The 25,471-nt window shown below is 58.4% G+C and carries 24 protein-coding genes and 1 tRNA gene; 11 read left to right on the top strand and 14 right to left on the bottom strand.

Annotated features, from left to right (window positions below; all coding sequences use genetic code 11):
- Positions 1-52: 52 nt before the first annotated feature.
- The 3 genes from prpC to ACYZTM_RS24725 form a co-directional block, all read right to left on the bottom strand.
- Positions 53-1,180 (bottom strand): bifunctional 2-methylcitrate synthase/citrate synthase, encoded by a 1,128-nt coding sequence (prpC, locus tag ACYZTM_RS24735; protein ID WP_461985130.1) that lies wholly within the window; start codon positions 1,178-1,180, stop codon positions 53-55.
- Between the two features lie 139 nt (positions 1,181-1,319).
- On the bottom strand, positions 1,320-2,210 hold the full coding sequence (gene prpB / locus ACYZTM_RS24730; protein ID WP_461985128.1) for a methylisocitrate lyase: 891 nt from the start codon (positions 2,208-2,210) through the stop codon (positions 1,320-1,322).
- A complete protein-coding gene (locus ACYZTM_RS24725; RefSeq protein WP_461985126.1) occupies positions 2,207-2,929 on the bottom strand; it encodes a GntR family transcriptional regulator in 723 nt (240 codons plus the stop codon). Before ACYZTM_RS24725 ends, prpB begins: the two co-directional genes overlap by 4 nt.
- A 395-nt stretch (positions 2,930-3,324) precedes the next feature.
- Here ACYZTM_RS24725 and rloA point away from each other — a divergent pair, with 395 nt between their 5' ends.
- The 4 genes from rloA (at position 3,325) to pabB (ending at position 7,940) form a co-directional block, all read left to right on the top strand.
- Positions 3,325-3,861, top strand: a complete 537-nt coding sequence (gene rloA, locus ACYZTM_RS24720; RefSeq protein WP_461985124.1) for a retropepsin-like aspartic peptidase RloA — start codon at positions 3,325-3,327, stop codon at positions 3,859-3,861.
- 5 nt (positions 3,862-3,866) lie between these two features.
- Positions 3,867-5,402 (top strand): osmotic stress tolerance membrane protein RloB, encoded by a 1,536-nt coding sequence (gene rloB, locus ACYZTM_RS24715; protein ID WP_131062985.1) that lies wholly within the window; start codon positions 3,867-3,869, stop codon positions 5,400-5,402.
- Positions 5,402-6,388: an alpha-L-glutamate ligase-like protein gene (locus ACYZTM_RS24710; RefSeq protein ID WP_131062984.1), complete on the top strand. Its 987-nt coding sequence runs from the start codon at positions 5,402-5,404 to the stop codon at positions 6,386-6,388. Before rloB ends, ACYZTM_RS24710 begins: the two co-directional genes overlap by 1 nt.
- Before the next feature lie 214 nt (positions 6,389-6,602).
- Positions 6,603-7,940: an aminodeoxychorismate synthase component I gene (gene pabB, locus ACYZTM_RS24705; RefSeq protein WP_461985121.1), complete on the top strand. Its 1,338-nt coding sequence runs from the start codon at positions 6,603-6,605 to the stop codon at positions 7,938-7,940.
- A 113-nt stretch (positions 7,941-8,053) separates the two neighbouring features.
- Here pabB and thrH read toward each other — a convergent pair whose 3' ends face one another.
- A complete protein-coding gene (thrH, locus tag ACYZTM_RS24700) occupies positions 8,054-8,671 on the bottom strand; it encodes a bifunctional phosphoserine phosphatase/homoserine phosphotransferase ThrH (RefSeq protein WP_033055708.1) in 618 nt (205 codons plus the stop codon).
- 173 nt (positions 8,672-8,844) lie between these two features.
- On the opposite strand from thrH, the gene ACYZTM_RS24695 reads away from it, so the two are divergent.
- The 3 genes from ACYZTM_RS24695 (at position 8,845) to ACYZTM_RS24685 (ending at position 12,485) form a co-directional block, all read left to right on the top strand.
- Entirely contained in the window at positions 8,845-9,585 is a 741-nt protein-coding gene (locus ACYZTM_RS24695) for a phosphoadenylyl-sulfate reductase (RefSeq protein WP_131062981.1), read from the top strand.
- Positions 9,586-10,157: 572 nt separating this feature from the next.
- Positions 10,158-11,699 carry an NCS1 family nucleobase:cation symporter-1 gene (locus tag ACYZTM_RS24690; RefSeq protein WP_461985118.1) on the top strand — a complete coding sequence of 514 codons (1,542 nt, stop codon included), beginning with the start codon at positions 10,158-10,160 and terminating at the stop codon, positions 11,697-11,699.
- Positions 11,700-11,756: 57 nt separating this feature from the next.
- Complete coding sequence (locus ACYZTM_RS24685) at positions 11,757-12,485, top strand: aspartate/glutamate racemase family protein (RefSeq protein WP_461985116.1); 729 nt, start codon at positions 11,757-11,759, stop codon at positions 12,483-12,485.
- A gap of 116 nt (positions 12,486-12,601) precedes the next feature.
- Here ACYZTM_RS24685 and ACYZTM_RS24680 read toward each other — a convergent pair whose 3' ends face one another.
- Positions 12,602-13,534, bottom strand: a complete 933-nt coding sequence (locus ACYZTM_RS24680) for a LysR family transcriptional regulator (RefSeq protein WP_461985114.1) — start codon at positions 13,532-13,534, stop codon at positions 12,602-12,604.
- A gap of 124 nt (positions 13,535-13,658) precedes the next feature.
- On the opposite strand from ACYZTM_RS24680, the gene ACYZTM_RS24675 reads away from it, so the two are divergent.
- Positions 13,659-14,405, top strand: a complete 747-nt coding sequence (locus ACYZTM_RS24675) for a 3-oxoacyl-ACP reductase family protein (RefSeq protein WP_461985112.1) — start codon at positions 13,659-13,661, stop codon at positions 14,403-14,405.
- Positions 14,406-14,528: 123 nt separating this feature from the next.
- Here the strand turns inward: ACYZTM_RS24675 and ACYZTM_RS24670 are convergent, their stop codons facing one another.
- Positions 14,529-15,224 carry an HAD-IA family hydrolase gene (locus ACYZTM_RS24670; protein WP_131062977.1) on the bottom strand — a complete coding sequence of 232 codons (696 nt, stop codon included), beginning with the start codon at positions 15,222-15,224 and terminating at the stop codon, positions 14,529-14,531.
- Between the two features lie 251 nt (positions 15,225-15,475).
- Here ACYZTM_RS24670 and ACYZTM_RS24665 point away from each other — a divergent pair, with 251 nt between their 5' ends.
- On the top strand, positions 15,476-20,332 hold the full coding sequence (locus tag ACYZTM_RS24665) for an RHS repeat-associated core domain-containing protein (RefSeq protein WP_461985110.1): 4,857 nt from the start codon (positions 15,476-15,478) through the stop codon (positions 20,330-20,332).
- Between the two features lies 1 nt (position 20,333).
- A complete protein-coding gene (locus ACYZTM_RS24660) occupies positions 20,334-20,729 on the top strand; it encodes a hypothetical protein (protein WP_461957946.1) in 396 nt (131 codons plus the stop codon).
- Positions 20,730-20,949: 220 nt separating this feature from the next.
- Here ACYZTM_RS24660 and ACYZTM_RS24655 read toward each other — a convergent pair whose 3' ends face one another.
- From ACYZTM_RS24655 to ACYZTM_RS24620, 8 genes are all read right to left on the bottom strand, one after another.
- A complete protein-coding gene (locus ACYZTM_RS24655; protein WP_461957945.1) occupies positions 20,950-21,162 on the bottom strand; it encodes a hypothetical protein in 213 nt (70 codons plus the stop codon).
- Between the two features lie 105 nt (positions 21,163-21,267).
- Positions 21,268-21,450 carry a hypothetical protein gene (locus ACYZTM_RS24650; protein WP_461985108.1) on the bottom strand — a complete coding sequence of 61 codons (183 nt, stop codon included), beginning with the start codon at positions 21,448-21,450 and terminating at the stop codon, positions 21,268-21,270.
- A 125-nt stretch (positions 21,451-21,575) separates the two neighbouring features.
- On the bottom strand, positions 21,576-22,004 hold the full coding sequence (locus tag ACYZTM_RS24645; RefSeq protein WP_461957943.1) for a glycine zipper domain-containing protein: 429 nt from the start codon (positions 22,002-22,004) through the stop codon (positions 21,576-21,578).
- Between the two features lie 193 nt (positions 22,005-22,197).
- A complete protein-coding gene (locus ACYZTM_RS24640) occupies positions 22,198-22,569 on the bottom strand; it encodes a hypothetical protein (RefSeq protein ID WP_010456583.1) in 372 nt (123 codons plus the stop codon).
- Positions 22,570-22,903: 334 nt separating this feature from the next.
- On the bottom strand, positions 22,904-23,089 hold the full coding sequence (locus ACYZTM_RS24635; protein WP_131062468.1) for a hypothetical protein: 186 nt from the start codon (positions 23,087-23,089) through the stop codon (positions 22,904-22,906).
- Between the two features lie 186 nt (positions 23,090-23,275).
- Complete coding sequence (locus tag ACYZTM_RS24630) at positions 23,276-23,596, bottom strand: YbjQ family protein (protein WP_461985106.1); 321 nt, start codon at positions 23,594-23,596, stop codon at positions 23,276-23,278.
- Positions 23,597-23,744: 148 nt separating this feature from the next.
- On the bottom strand, positions 23,745-23,927 hold the full coding sequence (locus ACYZTM_RS24625; protein ID WP_131062466.1) for a hypothetical protein: 183 nt from the start codon (positions 23,925-23,927) through the stop codon (positions 23,745-23,747).
- A 330-nt stretch (positions 23,928-24,257) separates the two neighbouring features.
- Positions 24,258-24,347, bottom strand: a tRNA-Ser gene (locus tag ACYZTM_RS24620).
- A 308-nt stretch (positions 24,348-24,655) separates the two neighbouring features.
- On the opposite strand from ACYZTM_RS24620, the gene ACYZTM_RS24615 reads away from it, so the two are divergent.
- Positions 24,656-25,345, top strand: a complete 690-nt coding sequence (locus tag ACYZTM_RS24615) for a crotonase/enoyl-CoA hydratase family protein (RefSeq protein WP_131062465.1) — start codon at positions 24,656-24,658, stop codon at positions 25,343-25,345.
- Positions 25,346-25,471 lie beyond the last annotated feature (126 nt).

Below are 25,471 nucleotides of genomic sequence, written 5' to 3'. Positions count from 1 at the left end.
GCTCCTACAAGGGCTTTCGGTTCCTTCAGTTGCCAGCGTCAGCCCACACCATTCAGCGTCGTTCGATTGGCACGAACTTGCGCTGTTCGACGCCGACGTACTCGGCGCTCGGGCGGATGATGCGGTTGTTGGCACGTTGTTCGAACACGTGCGCCGCCCAGCCGGTCAGGCGCGAGCAGACGAAAATCGGTGTGAACAACTTGGTCGGAATGCCCATGAAGTGGTACGTCGACGCATGGTAGAAGTCGGCGTTCGGGAACAGTTTTTTCTGCTCCCACATGGTCTTGTCGATGGCCTCGGAGACCGGGAACAGCACCGTGTCGCCCACTTCGTCAGCGAGTTTTTTCGACCAGCCCTTGATCACCTCGTTGCGCGGATCGTTGTCCTTATAGATCGCGTGGCCGAAGCCCATGATCTTGTCCTTGCGCTCAAGCATGCCGAGGGTGCCTTTGATCGCCTCTTCCGGCGAGCTGAAGCGCTCGATCATTTCCATCGCCGCTTCGTTGGCACCGCCGTGCAGCGGGCCACGCAGCGAGCCAATGGCTGCCGTGACGCACGAATACATATCCGACAGGGTCGAGGCGCACACCCGTGCGGTAAACGTCGATGCGTTGAACTCGTGTTCCGCGTAGAGGATCAGCGAAACGTTCATCACTTTGACGTGCAACTCGCTCGGCTTCTTGTCGTGCAGCAGGTGCAGGAAGTGACCGCCGATGGATTGCTCGTCGCTCACGCAGCTGATGCGTTTGCCGTCGTGGCTGAAGCGATACCAGTAGCACATGATCGCCGGGAACGCGGCCAGCAGGCGGTCGGTAATGTCGTGTTGTTCGGAGAAGTCTTTCTCCGGCTCGATGTTGCCCAGGAACGAGCAACCGGTGCGCATCACGTCCATCGGATGGGCGTCGGCGGGAATACGTTCCAGCACTTCTTTCAGCGCTTGCGGCAGGTCACGCAGCTTGCCCAGTTTGCTCACGTAAGCGGCGAGTTGTGTTTGGGTCGGCAGTTCGCCGTAAAGCAGCAGGTACGCCACTTCTTCGAATTGTGCGTCAGCCGCCAGGTCGCGAACGTCGTAGCCGCGGTAGGTCAGGCCTGCGCCCGACTGGCCCACGGTGGACAGTGCGGTTTGCCCGGCAACCTGGCCACGGAGCCCGGCGCCACTGAGTACTTTTGCTTCGGCCATTGCTGTCTCCAGTTTTCTTGAATTTGTTAGGGAAACTTGTAGGAGCGAAGCTTGCTCGCGAAGACGGACTGCCATTCAATATTAATGTCGTCTGATACACCGCTTTCGCGAGCAAGCTTCGCTCCTACAGGGGCTTTCATTACTTCTTCGCGGCGAACAACGCATCGAGCTTCTGCTCGAAGGTGTGGTAGTCGATGCGATCGTAAAGTTCCATGCGCGTTTGCATGGTGTCGATGACGTTCTGTTGCGTGCCGTCGCGGCGGATCGCGGTGTAGACGTTTTCCGCCGCCTTGTTCATCGCGCGGAACGCGGACAATGGGTACAGCACCAGCGACACGTCGGCAGCGGCGAGTTGCTCGGTGGTGTACAGCGGCGTCGCGCCGAATTCGGTGATGTTGGCCAGGATCGGCGCTTTCACGCGGTTGGCGAACAGCTTGTACATGTCCAGTTCGGTGATGGCTTCCGGGAAGATCATGTCGGCGCCCGCCTCGATGCACGCCGCAGCGCGATCCAGGGCGGATTCCAGGCCTTCCACCGCCAGGGCGTCGGTGCGAGCCATGATCACGAAGCTGTCATCGGTGCGCGCGTCCACCGCTGCCTTGATCCGGTCGACCATTTCCTGCAGCGACACGATCTCTTTATTCGGACGGTGACCGCAGCGCTTGGCGCCGACCTGGTCTTCGATGTGAATCGCCGCTGCGCCGAACTTGATCATCGACTTGACGGTGCGCGCGACGTTGAACGCCGAGGAGCCGAAACCGGTGTCCACGTCCACCAGCAGCGGCAGGTCGCACACGTCGGTAATGCGACGAACGTCGGTCAGCACGTCATCCAGGCCGGTAATGCCCAGGTCCGGCACGCCGAGGGAGCCGGCAGCCACCCCGCCACCCGACAGGTAAATAGCCTTGAAACCGGCGCGCTTGGCCAGCAGCGCGTGGTTGGCGTTGATCGCGCCGACCACTTGCAGCGGAAGTTCGCTGGCGACCGCATCGCGGAAACGCTGGCCTGGAGTGCTCTTGTTGGAACTCATGACTCACCTCGTTCAGTGGCTGTCGGGTTAGCGCCGTCCTGGTAGTGACGGGCGATATTGCGTTTGGAGGCGCCGATGTGGCGGCGCATCAACAACTCGGCTAGCTCACCGTCACGGTCGGCGATGGCGTCGAGAATTCGGTGGTGCTCGGCAAAGGCCTGGTGCGGACGATTGGGCGTGGTGGAAAACTGGATGCGGTACATGCGCACCAGTTGATAAAGCTCGCCGCAAAGCATCTGCGTCAGGGTGCGGTTGCCGCTGCCCTGGATAATTCGGTAGTGGAAGTCGAAATCGCCTTCCTGCTGGTAATAGCCTCTGCCCGCCTGGAACTCCTCATCGCGCTCGTGGGTTTCGAGGACCCGGCGCAGCTCATCGACTTCTTCGACGGTCATGCGCTCGGCCGCCAGACGGCAGGCCATGCCTTCGAGGGATTCGCGAATCTCGTAGAGCTCCAGCAGCTCGGCATGGCTCAGCGAAACCACCCGCGCCCCGACGTGCGGTACACGAACCAGCAGGCGCTGGCCTTCCAGACGGTGTATCGCCTCGCGCAGCGGCCCGCGGCTGATGCCATAGGTGCGCGCCAGCTCCGGCTCGGAGATCTTGCTGCCTGGGGCGATCTCGCCCTTGACGATGGCCGCCTGAATGCGGCGGAAGACGTTTTCGGACAGCGTCTCCGAATCGTCTTGCGTAACCACCGGGGGATCGAGTTGATCCAGCATATTGTCGACACCTTGAAAGCCAATGCCGCAAAAACTAGCGAAAGCAGGCGCAACAGTCAAAGAATAAATAGAGAGTGTCGACAATCGTCTAATAACCACATACGACTGTAGGAGCGAGCGGTGCGGCGATCCGACTTGCCCGCGAAAACGGACAACGCAGTGATTCAGGCTGAACGCGCTATCGTTCTTCGCGAGCAAGCTTCGCTCCTACGGACTCAAAGGCTTATAGCCCCCCGCCAGCGCTGGCGCCATAAACCCACCGTGCTAGAATGCCGCCCGCATTTGTTTGTGACATCTGCACTGCTTGTCATAAATAGTTGATAGGCATACGAGGGAGCTTGTGCAGCGATGCCAGGGCCTTGAATCGAAGTACGGACCGCTGCGCACCAGGATTTATGAGACTCAAGCCCTTCCCCACATTCCTTTACCTTCTTTGCCTGCCCGGTTTCGCCGCGGCGGGGGAAAAGACCGTGTACGGCCTCAACGAGTACGCTTCCCTGGACGGCATCAACCTGGAAGTCGCCGCCAAACTCGACACCGGGGCGAAAACCGCGTCCTTGAGTGCCCGCGACATCAAACGCTTCAAACGCAATGGCGAGTCCTGGGTGCGCTTCTATCTGGCCATCGACACCGCGCATTCGCACCCCATCGAACGGCCACTGGCCCGCGTCAGCAAGATCAAGCGTCGTGCCGGCGACTACGACCCGGATGAAGGCAAGAAGTACACCGCCCGTCCGGTGATCGAGTTGGATATCTGCATGGGTTCGGCTTTACGCAGCATCGAAGTGAACCTAACTGACCGAAGTGCCTTCCAATACCCGCTCCTGATCGGCTCCGAAGCATTGAAACGCTTCGACGCGCTGGTCGACCCCAGTCTTAAATACGCTGCTGGCAAACCCGCCTGCGCCACCGACGCACATACCGCAGAGTAATTCCCATGCGCTCTCTTACCCTTCACCTGAAATTCCTGATCGCTATCCTGGTGGTGCTGGGCATTTCAGTTACGGCCTATCAGATTTTCGTGCTCGGCATTCCTGTGACCGAAGACGCCACCGACGACTTGTGGAACATCGACGCCAAGGTCGAGTTCGTCGCCAGTGCCAAAGACCCGGTCAAGATCCAGATGTTCGTGCCGCCGCTGAGCCGCGATTACGTGAGCCTCAACGAGAGTTTCATTTCCAATAACTACGGCGTGGCCGTGAACCGTGTCGACGGCAACCGCAAAGTCACCTGGTCGGCGCGCCGGGCCAAGGGCAATCAGACCCTTTATTACCGCCTGGTGCTGACCAAGCGCTACACCGGTGAAAAATCCAAGGTCAAGGGCCCGACCTTCCGCGACAGCATCGCCGTCGAAGGCGCAGAAAAAGTCGCTGCCGAAGCGCTGCTCGCGCCGATCCGTCAACACTCGGCCGACGTCGAAACCTTCATCGGCGAAGCCATCAAACGTGTCAACAATCTCAACGACGAAAACGTGAAGCTGTTGCTGGGCGGCGATCCGTCCCCCGGCCACAAGGCGAAAATCGTCGAGCTGGTGCTGTCCATCGCCCACGTGCCGGTAGAAAAGGTCCACACCATCCGTCTGGTGACCGACCAGCCGCAACTGCCGGAACTCTGGCTGCGCAGCTTCAACGGCACCGACTGGCTGTACTTCAACCCGGAAACCGGTGAACAGGGCCTGCCGACCGACCGCCTGCTGTGGTGGACCGGTGACGAAAACCTGATCACCGTCGATGGCGGCAAGAAAGCCAACGTGACGTTCAGCTTGAACAACAGCGAAATGAACGCCATTCGCCTGGCCAAGCTGACCGACGAAAACACCGACGCCAACTTCCTCGAATACTCGCTGTACGGTTTGCCGCTGCAAACCCAGCAGACCTTCATGATCATGGTGATGATCCCGATTGGCGTGCTGGTGATCCTGATCCTGCGTAACCTGATCGGCTTGCAGACCCTCGGCACCTTTACCCCGGTGCTGATCGCCCTCGCCTTCCGCGAAACCCAGCTCGGCTTCGGGATCGTGCTGTTTACGGTCATTACGGCGCTGGGGCTATCACTGCGTTCCTACCTTGAGCATTTGAAACTGCAAATGCTGCCGAGGCTGTCGGTGGTGCTGACCTTTGTGGTGGTGCTGATCGCGGCGATCAGCCTGTTCAGCCACAAACTCGGGCTGGAGCGCGGGTTGTCGGTGGCGCTGTTCCCGATGGTGATTCTGACCATGACCATCGAACGCCTGTCGATTACCTGGGAAGAACGCGGTTCCGGGCATGCGATGAAAGTGGCCATCGGTACGCTGTTCGCCGCCTCCCTGGCGCACCTGATCATGAGCGTTCCGGAGCTGGTGTACTTCGTGTTCACCTTCCCGGCAATCCTGTTGATCCTGGTGGGCTTCATGCTGGCGATGGGTCGTTATCGCGGTTACCGCCTGACCGAACTGGTGCGCTTCAAGGCTTTCCTGAAGAAGGCTGACGCCTGATGTTCGGCTTCTGGAAGACCTGGAAGGCCCTGGAAGCCCGGGGCATCATGGGGATCAATCGGCGTAACGCGGACTACGTGCTCAAGTACAACAAGCGCAGTCTGTACCCGATCGTCGATGACAAGATCATCACCAAGGAGCGCGCGATCAAGGCCGGCATTCATGTGCCGGAACTGTACGGCGTGATCTCCACCGAGAAGGAAATCGATAACCTCGACAAGATCATCGGTGAGCGCAACGACTTCGTGATCAAACCGGCCCAGGGCGCGGGCGGCGACGGCATCATTGTGGTGGCCGACCGTTTCGAGGGCCGCTATCGCACGGTGTCCGGCAAGATCATCGGCCATGAGGAACTCGAGCACCATATCTCCAGCATTCTCACCGGCCTGTATTCCCTGGGCGGTCACCGCGACCGCGCACTGATCGAATACCGGGTGATCCCGGACCAGATCTTCAAAAGCATCAGCTACGAAGGCGTGCCGGACATCCGCATCATCGTGCTCATGGGCTATCCGGTGATGGCCATGCTGCGCTTGCCGACGCGCCAGTCCGGTGGCAAGGCCAACCTGCACCAGGGCGCCATCGGCGTCGGCGTCGACCTCGCGACCGGGCAGACGCTGCGCGGCACCTGGCTAAACAACATCATCACCAAACACCCGGACACCACCAACGCCGTGGACGGCGTGCAACTGCCCTACTGGGACGGTTTCATGAATCTCGCTGCCGGCTGTTATGAGCTGTGCGGGTTGGGTTACATCGGTGTCGACATGGTGCTCGACCAGGAAAAGGGCCCGCTGATTCTTGAGCTTAATGCCCGGCCCGGGTTGAACATTCAGATTGCCAATGATTGCGGGCTGACGCTGCGCACGCATGCGGTTGAAGCGCGGTTGGAAGAATTGAAAGCACGCGGGATTACCGAGACGGTGCGCGAGCGGGTGGAGTTTGTTCAGGAGATGTTTGGGCATATTCCAGCCGTCGAGGGTTGATCCAAAACCTAGTCGCGGCCTTCGCGGGCAAGCCTCGCTCCTACAGGTTTTGCGCGAATCTGTAGGAGCGAGGCTTGCCCGCGAAGACTGACTAACATTCACCACCACTTCTAACCCAGCTCCCAATCTACCAATCCCCGACATCCCCTCTAGGAGCAAATCCTGCAGAGGACTACAATCGCCCCCCCGCCTCGATGGCTGATCTGCCCCGCCCATGCTGACCTGTTCCGTACACCCGCTGCCCTATCGCGCCAACCCCGCCGAGTACTTCGCGGCGATTCGTCATGCCCCCGGCGCCGTGCTGCTCGACAGTGGCCGGCCAACCGCTGATCGCGGGCGATATGACCTGCTCAGCGCCTGGCCGCTGGAGCAACTGGCGGTGCTGCCGGACGAAAGCGGCCTGCATTTCCTGCAACGCCTTCGCGACAATCTGACGCGACTCGGCGAAGCGGCCGTTCCCTATGAATTGCCGTTCGCCGGTGGCCTGATCGGTTACCTGAGTTATGACTTCGGCCGCCATCTGGAACACCTGCCGAGCCAGGCGCAGGACGACCTGCAACTGCCGGATGCGCGTTTCGGGTTGTACGACTGGGCACTGATCAGCGATCACCACTTGGCAACCAGCCAGTTGGTGTTCCACCCGACGCTGATCGACAGTGAGCGCCTGCGCCTGATCGCCTTGTTCAGTCAGCCTACGGTTGAACCGATCGAGCCGTTCACGCTGAAAGCGCCGATGAAAGCCGACCTGAGCGCCGATGAATATCGCTACGCCCTGGAACGCATTCAGCACTACATCCAGGCCGGCGATTGCTATCAGGTGAATTTCGCCCAGCGCTTCCGGGCTGAGTGCCAAGGTGATCCTTGGGCCGCGTATGTCGCGCTGCGGGCCGCGTGCCCGACACCGTTTTCCGGTTTCCAGAGCCTGCCTGGCGGCGGCGCGGTTTTGAGCCTGTCTCCTGAGCGCTTCGTCAAAGTCAGCGAACGCCATGTGGAAACCCGCCCGATCAAAGGCACCCGCCCGCGGGGCCTGACCGCTGCCGAAGATGCCGCATACGCCGCTGAACTGCTGGCCAGCCCCAAGGACCGCGCGGAAAACCTGATGATCGTCGACCTGCTGCGCAACGACCTTGGCCGCACGTGCCGCATCGGTTCGGTGCGGGTTCCGGAATTGTTCAGTCTGGAAAGCTATCCGAATGTGCATCACCTGGTGAGCAGCGTGACCGGCGAACTGGCGGATGACCGGGACGCCCTGGACCTGATCGCCGGCAGTTTTCCGGGCGGATCGATTACCGGTGCACCGAAGATTCGTGCCATGCAGATTATTGATGAGCTAGAGCCGACCCGGCGCGGCTTGTACTGCGGTTCGTTGCTGTACCTGGACGTGCGAGGCGAGATGGACAGCTCCATCGCGATCCGCAGTTTGCTGGTCAAGGATGGGCAGGTGTGCTGCTGGGGCGGTGGCGGGATTGTCGCGGACTCGGAGTGGCAGGCGGAGTATCAGGAATCGATTACCAAGGTGAAGGTCCTGCTCGACACCCTGCAAAACCTCTAAAAGCTTCGCGGGCAAGCCTCGCTCCTACGGGTTTGGGAGCGTTCGCCGTGAATATGAACGACAAAAAAACCTGTAGGAGCGAGGCTTGCCCGCGAAGGCGTCCTCAAGAACGGCTACAAACTCAAAGCCCGATTCGAAGCCTTGATGAACTCCTGCTTCAAATCCTCAAACGTATGCACCGCCGGAAATTGCGGAAACTCGCGAATCACGTTATCCGGTGCATGAAACAGAATCCCCGCATCCGCCTCACCCAGCATCGTGGTGTCGTTGTAGGAATCCCCCGCCGCAATCACTCGGTAGTAAAGGCTCTTGAACGCCAGAACCGACTGACGCTTCGGATCTTTCTGACGCAACTGATAGCTCGTCACCCGCCCCGAATCGTCGGTTATCAGGCGATGGCAAAGCAACGTAGGGAACCCCAGTTGACGCATCAGCGGCTGGGAAAACTCATAGAACGTGTCCGAAAGAATCACCACCTGAAACCGCTCACGCAGCCAGTTGACGAATTCAATGGCGCCGTCCAGCGGCTTCAGCGTGGCGATCACTTCCTGAATGTCGGTGAGTTTCAAGCCGTGCTCGTCGAGAATCCGCAGGCGCTGCTTCATCAGCACGTCGTAGTCGGGAATGTCCCGGGTGGTCGCCCTCAGGGATTCAATACCGGTTTTTTCAGCGAACGCGATCCAGATTTCCGGGACCAGCACACCTTCGAGATCCAGACAGGCAATTTCCACAAGACACTCCCATTTGTGTTGATTATTGAGTCGAGCGAGTAAAAGGACTGCCGAACTCTAGCGACTCAGGCTGCCCCGCGCAACGCAGAGGGCGCGCCCGCCGCTGCAGGATTTTGTTACCATCAGCCCTATATAGAGCGCCCAGCGCCACCGACCTGTAGGAAGCCGCCCTGATGAGCCCATCGTTCGATGTCGTGGAACTCGCCACGACCTATGCCAACAAATCCGCCCAGGACATCCTGAAACTCGCGTTCGCCGAGTTTGGCGATGACCTGTGGATATCTTTCAGCGGCGCCGAAGACGTGGTGCTGGTGGACATGGCCTGGAAACTGAACAAGAACGTCAAAGTGTTCAGCCTCGACACCGGCCGCTTGCACCCGGAGACCTACCGATTCATCGATCAAGTGCGCGAGCACTACAAGATCGACATCGAACTGGTGTCACCGGACTACACGAAACTTGAACCGTTCGTGAAGGAAAAAGGCCTGTTCAGTTTCTACAAGGACGGTCATGGCGAGTGCTGCGGCATTCGCAAGATCGAGCCGCTGCGACGCAAGCTGTCGAGCGTGACCGCCTGGGCCACCGGCCAGCGTCGGGACCAGAGCCCGGGCACCCGCAGTGCCGTGGCGGTGATGGAAATCGACACCGCGTTTTCCACCCCGGAACGCACCCTCTACAAGTTCAACCCGCTGGCGCAGATGACCAGCGAAGAGATCTGGGGTTACATCCGCATGCTCGAGCTGCCGTATAACAGCCTGCATGAACGCGGCTTCATCAGCATTGGCTGCGAACCGTGCACCCGCCCAGTGCTGCCGAACCAGCATGAGCGTGAAGGCCGTTGGTGGTGGGAAGAAGCGACGCAGAAAGAATGCGGGTTGCATGCGGGGAATATCATCAGTAAATCCAAGGCATAACCCCTGCCCTATGAACTTCCCCCTGTGGGAGCGAGCCTGCTCGCGATGACGGACTGACATTCAACATTGATGTCGACTGCTGCACCGCTATCGCGAGCAGGCTCACTCCCACAGGTTCTGTGACCGGAATTAGAAATGTGTACACACGAATGTCACCATAGGTGCCATTTATGTGTGCACTTTTAGTTTCTGCGCCCCAAAAAGTTACATCCTCCTTTCTTGACTTCCTCAGTCGCGCTTTCTCACAACCTCGGCCGAAAAATAAATACCTGTTCAATCGGTCAATTTATATCGCCTTTTTTTCAGTCACTTATCTCACACCGATAACAAAACAAAATTAGCCCTGACTTTCACAGGCCCGTAACTGGCATGGATCTGGCTTAAGTGCATACATGTTTTGTATACAATCACCTCAAAACATACACACACTTTAGATCCGCAAGCCTGAAGCGCCCTATCCCGTACAGGCTGCAGATGCCCCGCAACCAATGATGCTTTTTGCCCGCGACGAAGATTTGTCGAGCCGACGCTCATGCACAGTCATCGCGACGCCAAGCTCGGAGCCTGCCGGAATGCGTACTAGCCTCTCCAATAACAACAACGCGCTGGATCTGCCCTCCTTATCACCCACCTCCATCCCTCACGACCAAACGTTTGAAGAACCCGTGGTGCTCAGCCCTCGCCTGCACAACAAAGACCTGGCGCCGACCAAAGCCGAAGGCCGACGCTGGGGCCGCTACAGCATCTTCGCCCTGTGGACCAATGACGTTCACAACATTGCCAACTATTCCTTCGCCATCGGGCTGTACGCGTTGGGTCTGGGCGGCTGGCAGATTCTGTTGTCCCTGGGGATCGGCGCGGCGCTGGTGTATTGCTTCATGAACCTCTCCGGCTACATGGGGCAAAAGACCGGCGTGCCGTTTCCTGTCATCAGCCGGATCAGTTTCGGCATTCACGGGGCGCAGATTCCTGCATTGATCCGCGCCGTTATCGCCATCGCCTGGTTCGGCATTCAGACGTACCTGGCGTCGGTTGTGTTTCGCGTGTTGCTGACGGCGGTGCACCCCGGGTTCGCCGAGTACGACCACAATTCGATTCTTGGCCTGTCGAGCCTGGGCTGGGTGTGTTTCGTGGCGATCTGGCTGGTGCAACTGGGCATCCTCGCCTATGGCATGGAAATGGTGCGGCGCTATGAAGCCTTCGCCGGTCCCGTGATTCTGCTGACTGTCGCCGCCCTCGCCGGATGGATGTACACCCAGGCCAACGCGACCATCGCCTGGTCGATTCGCGAACCGCTGACGGGTGGTGAGATGTGGCGCAACATCTTTGCCGGCGGTGCGTTGTGGCTGGCGATCTACGGCACGTTGATCCTCAACTTCTGCGACTTCGCCCGTTCTTCGCCGTGCCGCAAAACCATCAAGGTCGGAAATTTCTGGGGCCTGCCGGTGAATATTCTGGTGTTCGCGGCCATTACGGTCCTGCTCTGCGGTGCGCAGTTCCAGATCAATGGCCGGATCATCGAAAGCCCGACAGAAATCATCGCGTCGATCCCCAACACCTTCTTCTTGGTGCTTGGCTGCCTGGCCTTCCTGATCGTCACCGTGGCGGTGAACATCATGGCCAACTTCGTCGCCCCGGCTTTCGTGCTCAGCAACCTGGCGCCCAAGTACCTGACCTTCCGCCGCGCCGGGCTGATCAGCGCGACCATCGCGGTGCTGATCCTGCCGTGGAACCTCTACAACAGCCCGTTGGTAATCGTGTATTTCCTGTCCGGCCTCGGCGCCCTGCTCGGGCCGTTGTACGGCGTGATCATGGTCGACTACTGGCTTCTACGAAAAGGCCAGGTCAACGTGCCGCAGTTGTACAGCGAAGATCCCAACGGCGCTTATTACTACAGCCGCGGCGTCAATTTACGCGCCGTAGCGGCGTTCATTCCTGCAGCGTTGATCGCCATCGTCCTGGCGCTGGTGCCGGGTTTCGACAGCGTGTCGCCCTTCTCCTGGCTGATTGGTGCCGGGATTGCCGGGATGCTCTACCTGATCATCGCCAAGCGGCAGCCCCATTACGCCGACGTCAGCGGTGAAAGCATCGCGGTCGACAACGTCAGCCACTAATCCACTGGCGGCCCGGCAGCCTCGGGCCGCAGAACCACCCTGCATTAAGGACTTTTCATGCGAATTCTCGTGGTCAACGTCAACACCACCGAATCCATCACCCAAGCCATCGCCCGTTCCGCCCAGGCGGTGGCCGCGCCGGGTACGGAAATCATTGGCCTGACGCCACATTTCGGCGCCGACTCCATCGAAGGCAATTTCGAAAGCTACCTGGCCGCCATCGCGGTGATGGACCGGGTGATGTCTTACGACCAACCCTTCGATGCCGTGATCCAGGCCGGTTATGGCGAGCACGGTCGCGAAGGCCTGCAGGAATTGCTCAACGTACCGGTGGTGGACATCACCGATGCGGCGGCGAGCACGGCGATGTTCCTTGGCCATGCCTACTCGGTGGTCACCACGCTGGACCGAACCGTGCCGCTGATCGAAGATCGGCTGAAACTGTCCGGATTGTGGGACCGCTGCGCGTCGGTGCGGGCCAGTGGCCTGGCGGTGCTGGAGCTGGAATCCGATCCGCAACGGGCGCTGGAAGCGATTGTTCGCCAGGCGGAAATGGCGGTGCGGGAGGACAAGGCGGAAGTGATTTGCCTGGGTTGCGGCGGGATGGCCGGGCTGGATGAACAGATTCGCCAGCGCACCGGGGTTCCGGTGGTGGATGGCGTGATGGCAGCGGTGACGATTGCCGAATCGCTGGTCAGGTTGGGCTTGTCGACTTCCAAGGTGCGCACTTATGCGACGCCGCGGCCCAAGAACATCATTGGCTGGCCGGGGCGGTTTGGCAGGTAGACCGCGTCATCGTTCTTCGCGGGCAAGCCTCGCTCCTACAGGGATCTGTGGCGTCCACAAAAACCTGTAGGAGCGAGGCTTGCCCGCGAAGGCCGCGACTCGGTTTTGAGGCTGGCTCAAACCGCACTAAACCTGCGCCCCAACCCCTGCTCCGCAAACTGCTCAATAATGAAATCCACAAACGCCCGGGTCTTGCCCGGCAGCAGTTTGTGCTCCGCGTAATAGATAGAAATGTTGCCGTCATCGACATACCAGTCCGGCAACACCCGTTGCAACGTCCCAGCCTCCAGATAGCCCACGGCGAACGGCATGCTCACCAATGCAATGCCCAACCCCTGGGCCGCCGTCGCACACGCCGCCTCCGAATCGCTCATGGTCATTCGCGCCTTGAGCGCCAGCGGGTTGTGTTGCTGAGTGCGACTGGTCAATTGCCAGGAGCGCACTCGGCCGGTTTGTGGGGAGCGGATCAGAATGCCATCGTGGTCCGTGAGTTGATCGGGCTCGACGATCACAGCCCGCGCCGCCAGATACTCGGCTGACGCCACCAACACCCGATGCGCCGGTGTCAGCTTGCGCGCCACCACGCCTTGCGGCAGCTCGAATCCCCCACCAATCGCCGCATCGAAACCCTGGGCAATCAGATCGACCTGTCGGTTATCGAAATGCCAGTCCGGGTTGATCGCCGGAAAACGCCGGAGAAATTCGCCAAGCAACGGCACGACATATAAACGCCCGAACACCGTGCCCATGCTGACCTTCAGGGTGCCCGCCGGTCTGCCCTCGGCGCTGGCGAGGTTGGCCACCGCATTTTGAATCGTGTGCAGGCTGGAACTGACTTCGCCGAGAAACAGATGACCGGCCTCAGTCAGCGTCAGGCTGCGCGTGCTGCGCGTGCTGCGCTGGAACAGCCGCACACCGAGCCGGGCCTCAAGCTTTGCAACACTTTTACCGACCGCCGCCGGGGTCAAGCTCAAGCGTCGTGCGGCTTCGGCAAAGCTGCCAACCTCGGCGCTGCGCACGAAGCATTCGATACTGCTGAAGGTTTCCATAGGCGCCACTATAAACTTCTGGTTTACACAGACTATCGCAATTGCGGGCTACACAGCGTGCAATCCAAAATTGATACTAGGCTCCATCAACCGAGACATTCGCCTCGGGACTTCGGAGATCGATATGACTACTCAGGACCTCAGCGGTAAAGTGGCTTTGATTCAAGGCGGGTCCCGCGGCATCGGCGCAGCCATTGTCAAACGCCTGGCCGCTGAAGGCGCGACAGTCGCCTTCACCTACGTGAGCTCCACGGCCAAAGCCGAAGAATTGCAGAACAGCGTCACCGGTAATGGCGGCAAAGCCCTCGCCATCAAGGCTGACAGCGCCGACGCCGAGGCCATCCGCAGCGCCGTGACCGCCACCGTAGAGGCCTTTGGTCGCCTGGATATCCTGGTCAACAACGCCGGCGTACTGGCTGTTGCACCGCTGGAGGATTTTAAACTCGAAGATTTCGACCAGACCCTGGCCATCAACGTGCGCAGCGTCTTCATCGCCACCCAGGCCGCCGCCAAGCACATGACTGAAGGTGGTCGCATCATCAACATCGGCAGCACCAACGCCGACCGCATGCCCTTCGCCGATGGCGGCCCGTACGCCATGAGCAAAGCGGCACTCGTCGGCCTGACCAAAGGCCTGGCCCGCGACCTCGGTCCACGCGGCATCACCATCAACAACGTGCAACCAGGCCCGGTCGACACCGACATGAACCCGGCCAGTGGTGACTTCGCCGAAAGCCTGATCCCGCTGATGGCGGTGGGCCGTTACGGCAAAGCCGAAGAAATCGCCAGCTTCGTTGCGTACCTGGTAGGGCCGGAAGCGGGTTACATCACAGGTGCAAGCCTGACCATCGACGGTGGTTTTGGCGCCTGATGCGGTCAGTCAACGCAAAATAAAATGTGGGAGCGAGCTTGCTCGCGAAGGCGGAGTGTCAGGCAACATTGATGCTGTCTGACACTCTCTTTCGCGAGCAGGCTCGCTCCTACAATTTCTATATCAAGCCCACTCGAGGGCTGGCAAACCACAAGCACTCGGTTGGAACGCCTTCAGCGTACGAAGAATCCCATCGGCGTGTGCATACTTTTCGTCAGCCATCGCCGCGTCGGGAATCGCAATCGCCGTCATCCCCGCCGCTTTCGCCGCGGTCACGCCGAACGGCGAGTCTTCAAACACCAGACAATCTTCAGGCGCAACGCCCAGGCGCCGCGCTGCCGTCAGGAAGATGTCCGGTGCCGGTTTGGCCGCGCCCACTTCAGGGTCATCGGCCGTCACAACAAAATCGAACAGCGCAAACCAGTCGCGGTGCAAGGTGGTTTTCTGGCCGAACGACTGCCGCGAAGAACTGGTGCCGACCGCAATCGGGATGTTATTGGCTTTCAAGTGCCGGACCAGTTCCTCGGCGCCGGGCATCGCCAACGCTTGCGGAAAACGCTCGCGCATCAGCGGTTCGCGGATCACCAGAAACTCTTCGGCGGTGATGGGCAGCTCCAGCGCCTCGACCACGTACCGCGCCAGATCACCCGCGCCACGGCCGATGATGTTCTGTTTGATGCTCCAGTCGAAGACTCGACCGTAGCGCGCAGCAATCATGGACGTCACCTCGGTATAAATGCCCTCGGTGTCCAGCAGCAAGCCATCCATATCGAAAATCACGGCCTTGATCGGGCCGAACTCATTCAGCGGTGCATTCATCGCATCTGATCCGTTTTCTAATGACATCCCAGAGGCGGCTCAGGTGCGGCCGGGTCCGTGATCGATTAAAGGATTCAGCAGCATAGCGAGCGCGGCTGCCATCGAGCAACGGGCAATCCCTGTCGAATACAAAAAGTGTTCGTCGTCATTTAGCGATTTGCCCTACATAAAACGCCTCCTTTCCCGACTTCTTTACCCGTTGATCCCAAGCAAAGTCTCGCGCTCAACTTGATCTGCGCGAGGGACTGCGAATGTTCGTACCTGACAAGGTACTGGCCTTGAATAACGCCATCGGCCTGCTGGTGGTCGCCGCCATGGACCCCGAGCAGCCGAATGTCGAAGCGCTGCTCGATGACTTTCGGCTTTGCCTCAATGAGTACGACGCTTGGGCTGAAAGTTTCTGGACCGGCAAGGCGCTGGATATCGAGCAGGTGTTCAAGGTCGGTAATGAAGTTCGCCTGGTCGCGCCGAAGAATTCCACCACGCCTGTCAGTTCTACCGTCGCCGCGTGCCCGGCAGCGGGTCCCCTGACGCTGGTGCACATGTTCGATGCGGCGCGGTTCGTACCGATCGGCAATACCCCGGTGATGCTTGAGCCGATGATCTCCAAGGGCGTGTTTGGCGAGCCGGTCTACCACGAGATCGGCCCCAGCGGCATCCTGGAAATCCCCGAGTGCGAGCGCAGCCTGCGTTATCGCATCACCTTCTTTCCGAACGTTTCCACTGAGCACGTCAAAGCGCTTTACGCCTCTTATCAAGGCGTGATCAGCGATCTGGAAAGCTGGCTGCGTAATGAGTGGAGCACCGAATTCGAACCCTTGTGGACTGAGTTCGCCGAGGCCGGTTTCACCAAACGCTACGGCCTGCTGCAACAGGCCGACTGGCGCGGTTTCGAGAACTCGCTGAACGGGCTGTGGGATGACGTGAAGCAGATCTACGAGCTGATCGCAGACCTGCAAGCCAACAGTGAAAAGCTTCTTGAGTACCTGACCGAGACCGAACTTGAAACGCTGCTGAAGGCTTCGGCTGAATCCGTCGCCAATCTGTTGCTGGTGTTGAGTGATGAGCCGTTGATGTTCATTCATCTGGCGGCGATCACCAGTTGGCTGAGGATGTCGCCACCACAGTACATCGCCGAAGTCGTGGCGGAGATTCGTACGGGAATATTGATCAGCCTCCTACTTGCGCGCTTCACAGGACCTGCCGGGTTGAAGCTCGGCGTCAGCGCCAAGGTGCTGGAAAAGGTCAAATCCGACCGCGCGCGCAACTGGCTGGCCGCCGCAAGCCTGAGGCTGGCCGGGCTTGGCGCAAGGTCCGACCTGACGACCCACGCGGGCGTACTCAAGCCCCTCGCGGTCAATGTCCGAAATGCTCCGCTGAAACCCGCGCCCGCCGTGCCGTTGCAGATCAGCGCGGGCACTGCGCCGGTTTTGTTGGTGCAGAATCCGGTCGCCATTGCTCGCGACAAATCCGCAGCCATGACCCGATTGGGCCGGCAGGAACACCGTGACGACGTTCCCGATCAAGCGAAAAACCCCAACGGCGACAGCACCGATTGCGGGCCGCTGACCTGCACCAACGGTTGCCCGGTGTCGATGGTCACCGGCGAAGAATTGCTGACACTCGACGATGGTTCGCTCAACGGCCTGCTGCCTTTTGCATTCACACGGTTGTACCGAACCAGCGCCGTAGAAACAGATTGCGGGCTGGGTTTGGGCTGGAGTCATTCGCTGGCGCATCGGCTGGAGCTGGACGCGGAACGCGTCGTCTGGACCGACCATGAAAACCGTCGCACGACGTTTCCCCTGCCCAGTCTTTCGCGCCCGGCGATTCATAACAGCCTGTCCCGCGCAGCCATTTATCTCGGACATAAACCGGAGGAGCTGATTCTTGCGCTCGCCGGTGAAACGGCGCGGTTTTATCACTTTGTGAATGGTCGGCTGACGACCATCAGTGATGTCTACGACAACCGGCTGCACATCACCCGCGACCGCCAGGATCGCATTCAACGCATCGACAACGGTGCAGGACGTTCACTGCTGTTGCGTTACGAGCGCAGGCACATCGTGACGGTCGAGTATCAGTCGTTTCATCCCGCCGAGGGATTGGTGGACGCCTGGCGTACAGAGCAAACGCTGATTGCCTACCGCTACGACGCCCGTCATCGCCTGATCGAAGCGACCAATGCTGCCGGCGAAAGCGAGCGGTACGACTACGACGATCAACACGTGATTCTCCAGCGGCAACTGGCCGGTGGGGCCAGTTTCTTTTGGGAGTGGGAAAGGTCCGGCAAAGCCGCCAGATGCGTCAGGCACTGGGCGACTTTTTCACAGATGAACACGCGCTATGTCTGGGATGACGACGGTGGAGTGTTGGTCAAGCACGTCGATGGCAGCGAAGAAGTTTATGTCCATGACGACAAGGCGCGATTGGTGCGTCGGGTTGGGCCGGAGGGCGGCGAGCATCTCAAGGCGTACGACCAAAACGGTCAGTTAATTGCCGAGCAAGGGCCGCTGGGGGCGATTACTCAATACCGCTATGACGAGATGGGGCGGCTGATTGCGCTGATTCCTCCTGAAGAAGAGCCAACGTCCTACGAATACCGTAACGGTTTCTTGCACGCGCGGTATCACGGCAAAGCGGTGTGGAAGTATCAGCGGAACGCGCAGGGTGATGTCACGGAGGCCATCGATCCCGACGGCCACATCACTCACTACCACTACGATGCTCAAGGACGGCTGCTGTCTATCCGTTACCCGGACACCAGCCGTCATGTGCTCGTATGGGATGCAATCGGGCAACTGGTCGAAGAGACCTTGCCGGACGGCAGTCAGCGGCGTTTTTCCTACGATGTATTGGGCCGGCGGATTGCCCGTCAGGACAAACATGGAGCCGTCACTCACTACCAATGGGACGCCGTTGGCCGACTGACTCAGACGATTCTTCCTACAGGCACCAGCCGCGCATTCAGCTACAACGCCTACGGCAAGATCACTGCCGAACGCGATGAACTGGGGCGCGTCACCCGTTTTGAATACGACAATGACCTGCACCTGGTCAGTCACCGGATCAATCCCGACGGCACGCAGCTGCGATATCGCTACGACAACGCACGGCTGCTACTGACGGAAATTGAAAACGAATCCGGCGAACGCTATCGACTGGACTACACGCCCAGCGGATTGATCCGACAGGAAACCGGCTTCGATGGCCGGCGCACAGCGTATGCCTACGACCTCAACGGCCATCTACTGGAAAAAACAGAATTCGGCGATGACGGCTCGCAGCTGTTCACGAGTTACCAACGGGATACGGCCGGACGACTGCTGGTCAAAAACCTGCCCGACGGCGTCAACGTCGAGTATCGCTATGACAGCCTTGGCCGATTGGCCAGCGTCGATGACGGCCACGACCATCCGCTGGAGTTCGAGTACGACCAGCAGAATCGCCTGATCACCGAGCATCAGGGTTGGGGCACGTTGCGCTATGCCTACGACGCCTGCGGCAAGCTCAACCATCTGCGTCTGCCGGACAACAGCAAACTCGACTATCACCACGCCAAGGGCGGTGTGCTGACAGCCATCGATCTCAACGGCACACGCCTTACAAGCCACACGTACAAGTCCGGCCGAGAGTTTCAACGCCAGCAAGGCCTGTTGCTCAACCACTATGACTACGACGAACAAGGCCGCCTGAAAGCCCACGCCATCAGCCAGCACCATCAGCCACTGTATCGCCGCGACTATGCCTACAGCGCCAACGGCAATCTCGAACACATCGCCGACACCCGTCATGGTCAACGCAGCTATCAATACGATCCGCTCGACCGACTGATCCGCGTCCGCCACTCCCGCGACCAGCAGCCCGAAAGCTTTGCCCATGACCCCGCCGGCAACCTGTTGATGCAGGATCGGCCCGGCCCGACCACCGTCAAAGGCAATCGCCTGCTGATGCAAGGCGATCGTCACTTCGACTACGACGCCTTTGGCAACCTGATCCGCGAGCGCCGCGGCACCGCACAAAAACTCGTCACCGAATACCGCTACGACTGCCAGCATCGTTTAGTCGGCGTCACTCTCCCGAACGGCAACACTGCCAGCTACCACTACGACGCCTTCGGCCGCCGTATCAGCAAAACCGTTGATGGCAAAACCACCGAATTCTTCTGGCAAGGTGAGCACCTCGTCGCCGAACACAGCCAGGACCACCACCGCAGCTACCTCTACGAACCCGGCACCTTCCGTCCGCTGGCCATGCTCGACGGCAAAGGCCCGCGCCAGGCGTGCCCGTTCTACTACCAACTCGACCACCTCGGGACACCACAAGAACTTACTGACTACAGCGGCGACATTATTTGGGCCGCCCAGTACACGGCGTATGGCCGCCTGACCCGACTCAACCGCGACACGCATCAGGTTCTGGATCAGCCGTTGAGGTTTCAGGGGCAGTATTACGATGCGGAGACGGGGCTGCATTACAACCGGCATCGGTATTACAACCCGGATGTGGGACGGTATCTGACGCCGGATCCGAGTAAGTTGGCGGGTGGTATCAACGGGTATCAGTACACGCGCAATCCCACGGGGTGGGTTGATCCGTTGGGGTTGAGTGATTGTCCGGGGGCGGATGGGTGTAAGAGGCCTTCGTTTGGGGATGTGGATCCGGCGGGGAAGGCTAAGGTTGATGAGGGGGAAGCTACATCTCCAATACCTGGCGTCAAGACCGAATATCTCTATCGCGGTGACTCGAAGCACCCCGAGGAAATATTCAGAACGGGATTTAGGAGCAAAGGAGAAAGCCGCGACCTATTGCTTCATGCTATTGACAGTGATGATCCGCCAAGCAATTTCATTAGCACATCGCCATCCCGGCGTACCGCCATACAATTTGGTACAAAATTTGAAACAAGGAAAGGTTTCTTGTACACATTGAGAAAAATTAACGGAAGGGATGTCAACAAAGAACTGAAAAACCTTGTTCCGTTTGCTGATGAAACCGAAATTGCGATCCCAGGTAGAATTGATACGGCCGATATATTAGGTGTAACACCGTTAAAGAAGGACGGGAGCTATGCCGGGTACTCCACGCCAAACCCAAGCAGGAGATAAAATGGAAAACACTAGAATATCCATAGTCGTTGATAATCATAAAGAGCAGGCACAGCTGCAATATGATGCTGCAAAAATATTTATAATCTTCACAATGAAAAATGGTTTCCGTAAAAAATATGAAAGCGAAGACCTTTACTTATGCCTGGCAAAAATCAGGCATGATCTTCCACATGTAAAATTCCTATGCAAAGGATCAAAACTTAATGTAACCCCATCCAGAATGTGCTCTCAAATGAGTGGTGGATTCGTAGCATACGAACTAACAATGGGAAAATCCGCAACATTCAATGACATAGTTCACATATTCGATTACGAGGAATACAACATTGCAAAAACATTGGAAGAACAGAAAGAATTTTATAAATCTTGGCTAGAATCGCTAAACACGAAGTAATCAAAAAAGTCAAAGCAGAAGTCAAAGGGACGGATCTCCCGGTGCATCGTTACCCGGAGTACCGAGCAAAGGCCGCCATTGAACTGACCGACAACATGCCGCTCACCGTCAGGACTATCAATGTTGACCTGATCATGGTGCATTTCCTTTAAAAAGGGTGCGTACCTGATTTTGGGCGGCGTTCGCTTTTTAAAGGTGCCGCTCAATCGACGAATGGTTCTCAGCTCGGCTCACCGGACGCGTCGTTACCCGCAATGTCCGGATCTTCGGGTGTAGCCTCGACATCTCCACGCTTCACATCATCAGCCGGCAGTTGCTCAACCGCAGTGTCGTCGTCAGGCGGACGTTGATCGCGACTCAAGGAATCGGTGGGCGAAGGCAGCGGATATTCAGGGGTATCGTCGACATCGTCGACTTTCGGATCAGCGTTCATAAGCACCTCTCGAAGGACCTGAAAATCAGGCCCTGAAATTTCGAGGGCTGGGCAATACTAGCGTTCGATCAGAGAGACGATCGGTCGACTACGCCAAAACGCCAGTCATTCTTCGTCTTCGTCCTCTTCTTCATACTCGAGGTTTCCCACATCGCCTGCGTCATCGGAATCGTTGAGCGGCACCGTGGCGTCATCCATCAACGAGCCCGGATCTTCGTTACCAGGGTCATTAATGAACGGAAGCCCGCTCGGGCCTTTTTCTTCCTTGCCTTCGGTTTCAGGAGTCATGGCAGCTCTCACAACGTTTGGGGTGTATGACGTTCGAGGCGACCGGTGACCAAACGTTCCGGAGTCCTGCAGGCAGAAACGAAAAACCCGGCCTGGGCCGGGTTTCTGATCTCACTGATGTGGAATTAGTGATGTTTATTCTTGTGCTTGTTTTTGTGCTTATGCTTGTGACCGCCACCGGAATGAGAGTTACCGCTGTCGGTGCCCAGGTTGTTGCCTATCGCACCACCCGCTGCGCCGCCCAGGCCTGCGCCAATGGTCGAGCCGGTAGAACCGCCGAGGCTATTGCCTATCACCGAGCCGCCCGCCGAGCCTAATCCACCGCCGATGGCCGCTTCCGTCCGGCTACCCTTATTAGCGCCAACTGCGCTACCGGCGGCGCCGCCCACACCAGCGCCGATCGCTGCGCCGGTGCTTCCGCCCATTTGCTGACCCACTACGTTACCCAGTGCTCCGCCAATACCACCGCCAACTGCCGCAGTGCCGTCACCGGCAGCCATTGCACCTTGAGCGACCAAAAGTCCCAGAACCAACGTGGACAATGTCAAACGCATGATATGAACCTCAAATTCCGCATCGGGGGTAAGATTACTCGCTGCGGATGGGCGTGAGTCTAGCACCTGCACTCACTGAATCCGGCCAACGATGAAGGTTGGACAGCAGCAAATTCAGAAGTAGATGAAAAAGAAACATCCAGATACGAAAAGCCCGGCATCTAGCCGGGCCTTTCGATCCGATCGATCAGGATCAGTGACGCTTGTGACCTTTGGCCAGATTGCTGCCCACGCCGCCGCCCAATGCGCCGCCCAGGCCTGCGCCGATGGTCGAACCGGTCTTGCCGCCCAGGCTGTTGCCGATCACTGAACCACCGGCCGCGCCGACACCGCCACCAATGGCCGCTTTGGTGCGGCTGCCTTTACGTGCTGCCACCGCACTGCCGGCTGCGCCCGCAACGCCAGCGCCGATTGCCGCGCCAGTGCTGCCGCCCATGCTCTGACCGACCACGTTACCCAGCGCACCACCCAGACCACCACCGATCGCAGCAGTGCCATCACCCGCAGCCATTGCACCTTGAGTCACCAGAAGTCCCAGAACCAGAGCAGGCAGTGTTAAACGCATGACGAAAAACCTCAAAAATAGGGGAAACCGAAAAGCCGGGGATTGAATGCTTTCGAGGAGGAAACGTCCACAAAAAATCCGCCCCACCTCGCAATTGGCGACGGTTGGACAGCTTTTATGGAAAAGGTTTTATGACAGGCAAAAAAAAGCCCGCTGGGGAACGGGCCAGGTACTGCTTTCTAACGGATGAGCTGAGCCTACGTAGGCGGGTGTGAAAAGTTTGTGAAAAACAACCAACAGAAAAAATGTCGTGAATCTGTAGTCTGTTTCCGAAGACGTCGAGACGCTAAAAACAAAAAACCCCACTCATTGGCGGGGCTTGTCCGGTTGATCATTACTTCGTGGGCGGCACCACTTTGGGCCTGAATTTCGACTTGAACACTTTGGTCGCTGCGGATTTCACTTTGCTGGTCTCGAGCGGATCTTCGCCGAAGCCTGCCACATACTCCGTCTGGCCGCACTGCACGCAATTGTTGATTGGAAATTCTGCCCCGTCGTCTTCGATATACGGATCAGCCATAGCCCTTCCCCTCTCAAAGCGGGATCGATACCGGCAAGCCCTATTGCCTGAAAAATATCGACCACCAAGGCTTTTGAGACTAGCCGGTCATTACCGGACTTGTAATTCAGATTTCCGCATGCCCGACGAATGGACCACGCCGCGCCCTACAAAACCAGCTGGCGATAAACAGGCTCACTGCCTCACTCACCGCAGCTTGACCGCCGTCCCGGTCACAAACACCACCACCATCCCGCCCTTGCCGGCCGGCATGCTGATCTCAAAATCGAGCCCGACCACCGCATCCGCCTGAAGCGCCCGCGCGCGTTCCTTGATCTCGTCGGTCGCCTGAATCCTCGCCTCCTTCAACGCCCGCTCCAGCGTCTGAGAACGCCCACCAAAAAAATCTCGCATACCGGCGAACAGGTCGCGAATGACGTTGACACCCTGCACCGATTCAGCGCTGATGATGTCCAGGTACGCGGTGATTTGGCGGCCTTCTATGGCGTGGGTGGTGGTGGTTATCATGGGGATTCCTTCTTGATTTAGGCGCGCATTATTCCTCGGCGGCCAATCGTTGAAAACAAAAAGCCCAGCAACGGCTGGGCTTCGAAACTCGGGTATCGCTTCCTCAGGCATGATTAAAAACCAGAACGCCTTTATTTGAGCCGGAACCTTAAAGAAGCTTGATCAACACCGTCGTAATAGTTGCCACCGTGCCAATCAGTCCAGTCGCAACAGCCACCGGATACCAAAAAGTCTCACGGGTCATCTTGCCGGCCTCGGCGTTCAGTTTGCGCTGCTCAGCCATCAACTTGACGATTTCCACATGAACCTTTTCCAGCCCTGCCTGCTTCATGGTCATTTCCTGCATAACTTACGTATGTCCATTCCGGATTATGGGGACGCCATATGCGCTGCCCTTTGATTCATTTTGTACCCTGGAGGCACAAAACGAATACCCCTCCCCGAGATGGTTCATGTGAGGTGCTTGGACCTATGGAAGCACCTAAACACCTAGCGTTCCTGCATGACTTCCCACACGCCTCTCACTATTCCTACATCATTTTCAGAAGCAACTTCGCTAATTCGCCTGAGCCAACAACGGTGCCATGACTGAAATCCTGACCCCATAAACCACAAAACCCCTGATTTCTCTAGAAATCAGGGGTTCTGGTTACATCGAATTTGGCGGTGAAGGAGAGATTCGAACTCTCGATACAATTTCTTGTATACACACTTTCCAGGCGTGCTCCTTAAGCCACTCGGACACTTCACCGTATCTCGTCAAACATGTTCTGTCTGTCGAGGCGCGCTAATGTAGTCGAAAGCTTTTCTGATGGCAAACTTTTTTTGCAGAATTTTCATGCGCTTAGCGTTTTAGTCGTTCCGGTGGGTTCCCGGCGATGGCAAACCTGCCAATCTCCGGCTTCGCACCTTCTTCTATAGAGAGGGGAATGCACGGCGGTTGTGGCGGGCTACGCTTGCCCGGCGGGGAAAGGGTGACTGGCGGGTCAGTCACGGCGCTTTACCTGGCCTGCGGCGGTGGGTAACGTCTGCCCCAACTTTCATACAAGGAATAGCGTCATGAGTGAGTTGATTTCCTACCATCTCGAAGACGGTATCGCGACCCTGACCTTGAGCAACGGCAAGGTCAATGCCATCTCCCCGGACGTGATTGCTGCGTTTAATGCTGCGCTGGATCAGGCGGTGACTGATCGTGCGGTGGTGATCATTACCGGTACGCCGGGGATTCTGTCCGGCGGTTATGACTTGAAGGTCATGACGTCCGGCCCTAAAGAAGCGGTCGCGCTGGTGACTGCCGGCTCGACGCTGGCCCGTCGCCTGTTGTCGCATCCGTTCCCGGTGATCGTGGCGTGCCCTGGGCATGCCGTGGCCAAGGGCGCCTTCCTGTTGTTGTCGGCGGATTACCGCATTGGCGTCGACGGTCCGTTCAGCATTGGCCTGAACGAAGTGCAGATCGGCATGACCATGCACCACGCCGGTATCGAGATTGCGCGTGATCGTCTGCGCAAGTCGGCGTTCCACCGCTCCGTCATCAACGGAGAAATGTTTAATCCACAGAGCGCCGTGGATGCCGGTTTCCTCGACGTGGTGGTGTCGGCCGAGGAGCTGCAAGGTGCAGCGCTGGCGGCGGCGCGTCAGTTGAAGAAGATCAACATGACCGCGCACAAGAACACCAAGCTGAAAGTGCGCAAGGCGCTGCTCGATACGCTGGACAACGCGATCATCCTGGATCAGGAACACATGGGTTAAACCCCAACAGGCTGCAGCGAAAAGCCCGACCGTCGTGTCGGGCTTTTTCATACACACACTGTTGAAAATCCAACAACCGCTCTAGAACGCGTCTGATCCACAAGTCGGAAACATGCGCACAAACAT

The organism is Pseudomonas sp. MDT2-39-1 (genome assembly GCF_054898085.1).
The sequence above is the reverse complement of the archived record's forward strand: the minus strand, read 5'-3'. Positions and strand labels throughout refer to the sequence as shown.

Excerpts from the sequence above, each read along its gene's own strand:
- prpC (WP_461985130.1), bottom strand. The coding sequence starts at position 1,180 with ATGGCCGAAGCAAAAGTACTCAGTGGCGCCGGGCTCCGTGGCCAGGTT.
- prpB (WP_461985128.1), bottom strand. The coding sequence starts at position 2,210 with ATGAGTTCCAACAAGAGCACTCCAGGCCAGCGTTTCCGCGATGCGGTC.
- ACYZTM_RS24725 (WP_461985126.1), bottom strand. The coding sequence starts at position 2,929 with ATGCTGGATCAACTCGATCCCCCGGTGGTTACGCAAGACGATTCGGAG.
- rloA (WP_461985124.1), top strand. The coding sequence starts at position 3,325 with ATGAGACTCAAGCCCTTCCCCACATTCCTTTACCTTCTTTGCCTGCCC.
- rloB (WP_131062985.1), top strand. The coding sequence starts at position 3,867 with ATGCGCTCTCTTACCCTTCACCTGAAATTCCTGATCGCTATCCTGGTG.
- ACYZTM_RS24710 (WP_131062984.1), top strand. The coding sequence starts at position 5,402 with ATGTTCGGCTTCTGGAAGACCTGGAAGGCCCTGGAAGCCCGGGGCATC.
- pabB (WP_461985121.1), top strand. The coding sequence starts at position 6,603 with ATGCTGACCTGTTCCGTACACCCGCTGCCCTATCGCGCCAACCCCGCC.
- ACYZTM_RS24695 (WP_131062981.1), top strand. The coding sequence starts at position 8,845 with ATGAGCCCATCGTTCGATGTCGTGGAACTCGCCACGACCTATGCCAAC.
- ACYZTM_RS24690 (WP_461985118.1), top strand. The coding sequence starts at position 10,158 with ATGCGTACTAGCCTCTCCAATAACAACAACGCGCTGGATCTGCCCTCC.
- ACYZTM_RS24685 (WP_461985116.1), top strand. The coding sequence starts at position 11,757 with ATGCGAATTCTCGTGGTCAACGTCAACACCACCGAATCCATCACCCAA.
- ACYZTM_RS24680 (WP_461985114.1), bottom strand. The coding sequence starts at position 13,534 with ATGGAAACCTTCAGCAGTATCGAATGCTTCGTGCGCAGCGCCGAGGTT.
- ACYZTM_RS24675 (WP_461985112.1), top strand. The coding sequence starts at position 13,659 with ATGACTACTCAGGACCTCAGCGGTAAAGTGGCTTTGATTCAAGGCGGG.
- ACYZTM_RS24670 (WP_131062977.1), bottom strand. The coding sequence starts at position 15,224 with ATGAATGCACCGCTGAATGAGTTCGGCCCGATCAAGGCCGTGATTTTC.
- ACYZTM_RS24665 (WP_461985110.1), top strand. The coding sequence starts at position 15,476 with ATGTTCGTACCTGACAAGGTACTGGCCTTGAATAACGCCATCGGCCTG.
- ACYZTM_RS24660 (WP_461957946.1), top strand. The coding sequence starts at position 20,334 with ATGGAAAACACTAGAATATCCATAGTCGTTGATAATCATAAAGAGCAG.
- ACYZTM_RS24655 (WP_461957945.1), bottom strand. The coding sequence starts at position 21,162 with ATGAACGCTGATCCGAAAGTCGACGATGTCGACGATACCCCTGAATAT.
- ACYZTM_RS24650 (WP_461985108.1), bottom strand. The coding sequence starts at position 21,450 with ATGACTCCTGAAACCGAAGGCAAGGAAGAAAAAGGCCCGAGCGGGCTT.
- ACYZTM_RS24645 (WP_461957943.1), bottom strand. The coding sequence starts at position 22,004 with ATGCGTTTGACATTGTCCACGTTGGTTCTGGGACTTTTGGTCGCTCAA.
- ACYZTM_RS24640 (WP_010456583.1), bottom strand. The coding sequence starts at position 22,569 with ATGCGTTTAACACTGCCTGCTCTGGTTCTGGGACTTCTGGTGACTCAA.
- ACYZTM_RS24635 (WP_131062468.1), bottom strand. The coding sequence starts at position 23,089 with ATGGCTGATCCGTATATCGAAGACGACGGGGCAGAATTTCCAATCAAC.
- ACYZTM_RS24630 (WP_461985106.1), bottom strand. The coding sequence starts at position 23,596 with ATGATAACCACCACCACCCACGCCATAGAAGGCCGCCAAATCACCGCG.
- ACYZTM_RS24625 (WP_131062466.1), bottom strand. The coding sequence starts at position 23,927 with ATGAAGCAGGCAGGGCTGGAAAAGGTTCATGTGGAAATCGTCAAGTTG.
- ACYZTM_RS24615 (WP_131062465.1), top strand. The coding sequence starts at position 24,656 with ATGAGTGAGTTGATTTCCTACCATCTCGAAGACGGTATCGCGACCCTG.